Annotated in this window: 5 protein-coding genes; 1 reads left to right on the top strand and 4 read right to left on the bottom strand. The window is 60.6% G+C overall.

Going from position 1 to position 7072, the window contains the following annotated elements; genetic code table 11:
• Positions 1–74 precede the first annotated feature (74 nt).
• The 4 genes from ACSFE6_RS30535 to ACSFE6_RS30520 form a co-directional block, all read right to left on the bottom strand.
• Positions 75–1061 carry a lysylphosphatidylglycerol synthase domain-containing protein gene (locus tag ACSFE6_RS30535; RefSeq protein ID WP_435431096.1) on the bottom strand — a complete coding sequence of 329 codons (987 nt, stop codon included), beginning with the start codon at positions 1059–1061 and terminating at the stop codon, positions 75–77.
• Positions 1048–2340, bottom strand: coding sequence for a cardiolipin synthase ClsB (gene clsB, locus ACSFE6_RS30530; protein WP_435431095.1), 1293 nt, complete (start codon positions 2338–2340; stop codon positions 1048–1050). The genes ACSFE6_RS30535 and clsB overlap by 14 nt, the downstream gene beginning before the upstream one ends.
• Positions 2337–3122, bottom strand: a complete 786-nt coding sequence (locus ACSFE6_RS30525; RefSeq protein ID WP_435431094.1) for an endonuclease/exonuclease/phosphatase family protein — start codon at positions 3120–3122, stop codon at positions 2337–2339. Before ACSFE6_RS30525 ends, clsB begins: the two co-directional genes overlap by 4 nt.
• 186 nt (positions 3123–3308) lie before the next feature.
• The gene (locus ACSFE6_RS30520) at positions 3309–4511 is read right to left on the bottom strand and encodes an MFS transporter (protein ID WP_435431093.1); all 1203 of its coding nucleotides are present in this window, start codon (positions 4509–4511) and stop codon (positions 3309–3311) included.
• A gap of 354 nt (positions 4512–4865) precedes the next feature.
• Here ACSFE6_RS30520 and ACSFE6_RS30515 point away from each other — a divergent pair, with 354 nt between their 5' ends.
• On the top strand, positions 4866–6986 hold the full coding sequence (locus tag ACSFE6_RS30515; protein ID WP_435431092.1) for a mechanosensitive ion channel family protein: 2121 nt from the start codon (positions 4866–4868) through the stop codon (positions 6984–6986).
• Positions 6987–7072 lie beyond the last annotated feature (86 nt).

The raw sequence follows: 7072 nt of genomic DNA, 5'->3' as shown, positions 1-7072 counted from the left end.
CGCTCCCACAGGGGAATGCATTTCAAATGTGGGAGCGAGCCTGCTCGCGAAAGGGCCGGAAAGCTCACCACAGATCACTTGGGCTTCTTCGCAATCCGCAACGACTTGGCCTTGGCCTCCACCAGCAAATACATCACCAGTGTGATCAACAGCGGCAGCAGAAAATAAATCGCCCGATAAGCCAGCAATCCTGCCACCAGACTGCCCCGCGACGCTTCGTGTTGCAGTAATGCCACGAACACCGCTTCCAGCACCCCGAGCCCGGCCGGTATGTGGGTGATGACGCCGGCGATGGCGCTGATCAGCAGCACGCCAAGTACCAACGGGTAGTCGAGTTTGCTCGGCAGCAACGTGAAGATCACCGCGGCCATCAGCGACCAGTTCAGGGCGCCGAGCGCCAGTTGCAGGATCGCCATGCGCAAGGATGGCAGGTTGATTTCCACGCCGCGTATTGCCCATTCCCGGCGTTTGGAAAATTGACAGGCCACAAGATAGCCTGCGCTTACCAGCAACAACAAAACGCCCACGGCTTGCAGCGCGCCGCTGCTGAGTTTCCAGCCGGGCGGCATCCGCACCAAACCGCAGGTGAACACTGCACCGGCAATCACCATGTAGCCGAACCAGTTGGTGGCCAAGCTCAAACCGAGGATTTTCGCGATGTTGCTTTTGCTCACACCCAATCGTGAATACAGCCGATAACGCATGGCAATGCCGCCGACCCAGGCGCTCAGGTTGAGGTTGAACGCGTAGCTGATGATCCCCACCGGCAGGATCTGTTTCCACGTCAAATCCTGGCGGATGTAGGTACGACCGATCAGGTCGAAGCAGGCGTAGACCAGAAAACTCACCAGAGTCAGCCCGGAAGCGATGATCAGGGTGCGCACCTTGAATTCGGTCAGGGTCTCGAACACCTCACCCCATTCAATACGCGAGGCGAACATCGCCAGCAACACGATCAACGCCAGGAAAAACAGCATCGTCAGCGGTCTCTTCCAGCGGCTCAGGCGCGACTTGGCCGGCGGCTCGGCATGGGGCGCCGCGTGGGCTTCAGTGGGATTCATGTTGATCGCTCCCGCTCGCAGAGGTGACCGCTTTCAGGCGTGGTTTGTGTGCCGGCAGCCAACCGGCCCAGGCCGGGAAGTGCCGTAAACAGTGGAACACCAGAAAGCCTACGGTCATGTGCCAGATCCGCCCGCGCGGGGCCTCATCCACCAACATGGCCTTGCAGTGGTTGTCGCTGAGTTCCTCGAGTCGTACGAACAGATCCCGGTTGAAGGCGCGATCACGGATCAGCACATTGGCCTCAAGGTTCATCGACAGGCTCAACGGGTCGAGGTTGCTGGAGCCGACGGTGCTCCAGTCTTCGTCCACCAGCGCGACCTTGCCGTGAAGCGGGCGGTCGCAGTATTCATAGATTTTTACGCCGGCCTTGAGCAGGTAATCGTAGGTCATGCGCGCGGCGAGTTTGGCCACCAGCATGTCGGGCTGACCTTGCAGAATCAGGCGCACGTCAACGCCGCGGCGGGCGGCGTTGCGGATCTCGCGCAGCAATCGGTAGCCGGGGAAAAAGTAGGCGTTGGCGATGACTACGCGTCGTTGTGCCGTGCGCAATACCTGGCGATAAACCTCTTCGATGTCGGTCAAGTGCTCGGCGTTATCACGGTAGACCAGCCGCACCTGACCATCATGATCCGTGACGGCCAGTTCCGAACGACGCTGCCGACGCCGTTGCCACCAGTATTTGGCCCGCGCCGGACGACCGCATTGCAACAGGGCAAAGTGATGGATGTCAGCCACCGCCGGGCCTTGCACTTCGACCGAATAGTCCTGCTTGGCTTCGGGGCCGAAGTCAGCGAGATGATCGGCGGAAAAATTGATGCCGCCGATGAAGGCAACGGTCCCGTCCACCACCACGATCTTGCGGTGCAGGCGGCGGAACCAATTGGTGCGGATGCCCAGGCGTTTCGGTGCCGGGTCGAACATTTGCAAATGCACACCGGCGCCGCTGAGGGCGGTGAGGTAACCGGTGCTCAGTTCGCCACAGCCAAATCCATCGAAGCTGGCGGTGACGCGCACACCGCGTTGCGCCGCGTCGATGAGCACGCTCTTGAGCTCTTCGCCGACCTTGTCCTCGAACACAATGAAAGTTTCCAGAAGGATCTCGGTTTTAGCCTGGCGCATGGCCTCGAACGCGCGGGGGAAGTAGGCCTCGCCGTTCTCCAGTAACTCGACGCGATTGCTGCCTTGCCAGCGATACTCGACGTCGACCGGGGCGGGTTCGCTTGCCGGTGGCGCGGCAATTTGCTCCACGCTGGTTTTCTCTATCGGCGAGGTGCTCATAGCTCGATCTCCACCGACAGCGGTGCGTGATCCGAAAGGTGCGACCAGGGGCGTGTGGTCAGCACCTTTGGACAGCTAGCCTTGAGGTTGCGCACATAGATGCGGTCCAGGCGCAGCGCCGGCAAGCGTGCGGGAAAACTGCGCGCCGGCTTGCCGTGGCACTCGGCGAACACCTCGCGCAAACCGCAGGGCTTGAGTCGGGCATCGGCACGCTGGCGCCAGTCATTGAAGTCCCCTGCAACGATAACGGGCGCATCGTCTGGCAGTTCCTCCAGGCGACGGGCGAGCAGCCGCAGCTGTTCGTCGCGATGGGTTTCGCGCAGGCCCAGGTGGACGCAAATCGCATGCACCTGCGGACCTTCGCCGGGCAGACGCAGGACGCAATGCAGGATGCCGCGATTTTCATGGCCGCTGATGGACACATCGAGGTTGTCGTGGCGCACGATCTGGAACTTCGACAGCAGTGCGTTACCGTGATCGCCCGCTGGATAGACAGCGTTGCGCCCGTAAGCGAACTGCGGCCACAGCGTGTCGGCGAGGAATTCATATTGCGGCATCGCCGGCCAATTGCTGTAACGCTTCGGATGCTGTTCGTGGGTGCCGTGGACCTCCTGCAGAAACACCACATCGGCAGATACGCTGCGCACCGCTTCGCGCAATTCCGGCAGGATGAAGCGTCGGTTCAACGCAGTGAAGCCTTTGTGGGTGTTGACGGTCAGCACCGTGAAACGATGCACCGTGGTGTCGATGATTGCCTGCTTTTTATCGAAATAGCAAAACACGTCGCCTCCCGTCCGGTCCCCCATTCTTTTGCTGACTGCCGGGTGGCGAGGAAAGTTTCGGTGGGACTACAGACGGTACAGGTTCAAATGTGTGAGCGAGCCTGCTCGCGAAGGCGGTGTGTCAGTCACATCAATCTTGAATGTGCTGCCGTTTTCGCGAGCAGGCTCGCTCCCACAGAGAGGGGGTCAGTGACCGGCGACTATGCGAGTCGAGCTTGCCGCATAGACCGGCCCCAACCGATCCAGGCGTCCGCTCCAGGCCGTCAACGCCAGCGCCACCAACACCACCAGGCCACCGATCCACGCGGTATGGATCAAGCCCATGTGGGCGACGATCAAGCCACCGCCCCATGCACCACCGGCGATGCCGAGGTTGAATGCGGCGATGTTCAGGCCCGACGCCACATCCACGGCATGAGGGGTGTGATGTTCCGCCTGGCGCACCACATACACTTGCAGCCCCGGCACATTGCCGAAGGCCACGGCACCCCAGACCAGCACAGTGGCCAGTGCCAGCCATGGATTGCCAGCCGTGAACGTCAGGACAAACAGTACCGCCGCGAGCAGGGCGAAGATGATTTTCAGGGCGCCGATGGGGCCGCGTTTGTCCGCCAGTTTGCCACCCCAGATATTGCCGACGGCCACCGAGACGCCGTAGACCAGCAGCACCAGGCTGACGGTGCTGGCGCTGAAGCCCGAGAGGTCCTGAAGGATCGGCGCCAGGAAGGTGAAGGCGATGAAAGAGCCGCCGTAACCGATGGCAGTCATGGCGTACACCAGCAGCAACCGGGGTTGTTTGAGTACCTGCAATTGCTGCAACAGCGACGCGGGTTTGCTGTGGGCGATGTTTTTCGGCACATAAAGCAGGCTGCCGAGAAAGGCGATCACGCCCAGTGCCGATACGGCGAGGAACGTTTCACGCCAGCCGAAATGCTGGCCGATGAAGGTCCCCAACGGTACGCCGGTGACCAGCGCGACCGTCAGGCCGGTGAACATGATGGCGATCGCGCTGGCGGCTTTTTCCTTGGGCACTAGACTGGTGGCGATGGTCGAACTGATGGAGAAAAACACGCCATGGGCCAGGCCGGTGACGATTCTCGCCAGGATCAGCGATTCGTAGCCTGGTGCTTTCCAGGCCAGCAGGTTGCCGAGGGTGAACAGCACCATCAACGACAGCAGCAACAATTTGCGCGGGACTTTGCCGGTCAGGGCGGTCAGCACTGGAGCGCCAACGGCAACACCCAATGCGTACAGGCTGACCAGCAGGCCGGCGGACGGCAGGCTGACGCCGAGGTCGGCGCCGATGGTGGGTAACAGGCCAACGATGACGAACTCGGTCGTCCCGATGGCGAAGGCGCTGAGGGTCAGCGCGAGCAAGGCAATGGGCATGGCTGCAACTCCGGTGGGTTGTTTTGATGGAGCGCAGTGTCGGGTTTTGGGTTGTGCGGAAAAATACAGGGATGGGCATTTGATATTTGCGTGTAAATCAAATATCCCAAAGACAACGGAGTTTCCGTGGCGAGGGAGCTTGCTCCCGCTCGGCTGCGAAGCAGTCGCAAGTCAAATCAACCCGGTGCACCTGATGAATCAGGATGGTCTGTTTTGGGAGCGCTTCGCACTCCAGCGGGAGCAAGCTCCCTCGCCACAGAAGCCCCTACCACCCGTTCATTTACGAGCTAACACCGAACTTGCCGGCCATTTCCCGATCAGTTCCTTACAGTCTCATCCAAGGGAGCGGATACGTTGATCAAGCTCAAGACCGCGATATTACTGGGGGCGCTGATATTTTTTGGCAGCGAGGAACTTGAGGCCGCGACGATTCCAGGCGTGCCGGCCACCGCCGTGACGCCGCCGGCGCACCCGGAACCCCTGGTGCAAGGCGGGTTGTTGGGCGCGATCAGTTCGAGCATCGATGAGGTACAGGAAAAGCTCGATCTCAACGAAAACCTGGTCGACGCCTGGCGCCTGCGCGCCGACCGTGCAGCCGATGAAGTGGATCAACTGGTCAATCGTCCGTCGGCGCGGTCGGCCTGGAGCGTGACCGGGGATTTCCTGCTGCTGACCGCGGTGTGGGCGGGTGTCTTCGGCCTGCTTTGGATGTTCGGCAGGTTTTTGGCCGAACGCCTGTGTCGGCATCGTTTTTTGCTCAGTCGAGAACGTGGTCAGGCTTTGTTGGGTTATGTATTGCCCTACAGTATTCCCGCGGTGATCAGCCTGCCGCTAACCCTTTACGCCAGCCAGTTTTTACCTGTATCGGCTGGTCGGGCGCTGGCGTTATGTTTGGCTTATGCCACCAGCAGTGGTGTGTTCGCCGCGTCCTTGGTGATGTCGCTGGTGGTGCTGTTCAATGCCGGCCATAAGCGCAGGGCGGTGAAAATCATTCGTCAGGACAGTCCGCGGCCGCTGTTCGTCATCGGTTTTCTGGTGGCTCTGAGCGATGCCTTGACCAGTCCGCAGATCGCTCACCAACTAGGCAGCAATCTCACCAGCAGCATTGCGGTGTTTACCGGTCTGGCGGCAACGATTTCATTCGGTCTGCTGGTGTTTCGCATGCGCCGGCCAGTGGGTCAGGTGATCCGGATTTTGCCGTTGGCCCAACGGCGCTCCCAGCCGGCCTTGCGCGAAACCCTGCGGATTTTTTCCGGACTCTGGTATTGGCCGATTCTGTTGATGGTGCTGGTTTCGGTCATCAACCTGATCAGCGTCAGCGATGACAATCAGCAGGTACTGCGCAGTGCGCTGTTCACCACGATTTTACTGATTGCGACGGTGTTCCTGAGTACCACGCTGCATCACCTGTTCAAGTCGCGCAGTGACGCGCAGGTGCGCCGCAGCAGTGCCTACAAGGAGCGCTTCCTGAACCTTTCCCACGCGTTGCTGCGCATTGCCATGGCCATCGTGTTCATCGACATCCTTGGGCGCATCTGGGGCGTGTCGCTGTTCGAGTTCGCGGTGAGCAACTCGGTCGGGCGGGCGATCAGCGATTCACTGAGCCACATCGGCCTGATTTTCCTGGTGACCTGGATGGTCTGGGTCGTACTCGATACGGCGATCCAGGAGGCCCTGAAGCCACCGGTCAACAAACGTTCAGCGCGTCAGCCCAGTACACGGGTCAAGACCATCCTGCCGCTGCTGCGCAACGCGATCAAAATCATTCTGGTGGTGATCTGCGCGATTACCACCATGGCCAACCTCGGGATCAATGTTGCGCCATTCCTGGCCGGTGCCGGGGTGATCGGGCTGGCGATCGGTTTCGGCTCGCAGCAACTGGTGCAGGATGTGATCACCGGTCTGTTCATCATCATTGAAGACACCCTGTCCATCGGCGACTGGGTGGTGCTCGACTCCGGCCACGCCGGCACTGTCGAAGGCCTGACCATCCGCACCTTGCGCCTGCGCGACGGCAAGGGGTTCGTGCACTCGGTGCCGTTCGGCCAGATCAAGGCCGTGACCAACCAATCCCGGCAATTTGCTTACGCGTTCTTTTCGGTGCAGTTCACTTACGACACCGATGTCGACAAAGCCATCGAGCTGATCCGCGAAGCCGGGCATTCGATCAGTAGCGATCCGTTCCTCAAGTACAACCTGCAAGGGCCGCTGGATGTGTTCGGCGTCGACAGGATGGACCTCAACGGCGTGGTCCTGACGGCGCAGTTCCGCACCGTGTCGGGTGGGCAGTATGCGGTGAGCCGGGCGTTCAACCAGCGTTTGAAAAAGCTTGTGGATAACAGCCCGTGGGCGCATTTCGCGCAGACTTATCCACAGCAGGTTTTGATGCCGAGGCATGCAGAGTCGATGTCGGACGGCGTGGCCGAGCCAGAGCACTCGGCGGTGTTGATGCCGGATCGGCCGCGTCCGCAGTAGTTGTGGTGGCTGGGCTGGCCTCATCGCGAGCAGGCTCGCTCCCACAGGGATTTGTGAACGCCGCAGATCCCTTGTGGGAGCGAGCC

This window comes from Pseudomonas baetica, from assembly GCF_051216495.1.
GTDB classification, from domain to species: Bacteria; Pseudomonadota; Gammaproteobacteria; order Pseudomonadales; family Pseudomonadaceae; genus Aquipseudomonas; species Aquipseudomonas baetica_B.
Note: the sequence above shows the minus strand (reverse complement) of the source record. Positions and strands in the feature narration are given on the sequence as shown.

Bases quoted from the DNA above. Each gene is read 5' to 3' on its own strand.
- ACSFE6_RS30535 (WP_435431096.1), bottom strand. From the start codon at position 1,061: ATGAATCCCACTGAAGCCCACGCGGCGCCCCATGCCGAGCCGCCGGCC.
- clsB (WP_435431095.1), bottom strand. From the start codon at position 2,340: ATGAGCACCTCGCCGATAGAGAAAACCAGCGTGGAGCAAATTGCCGCG.
- ACSFE6_RS30520 (WP_435431093.1), bottom strand. From the start codon at position 4,511: ATGCCCATTGCCTTGCTCGCGCTGACCCTCAGCGCCTTCGCCATCGGG.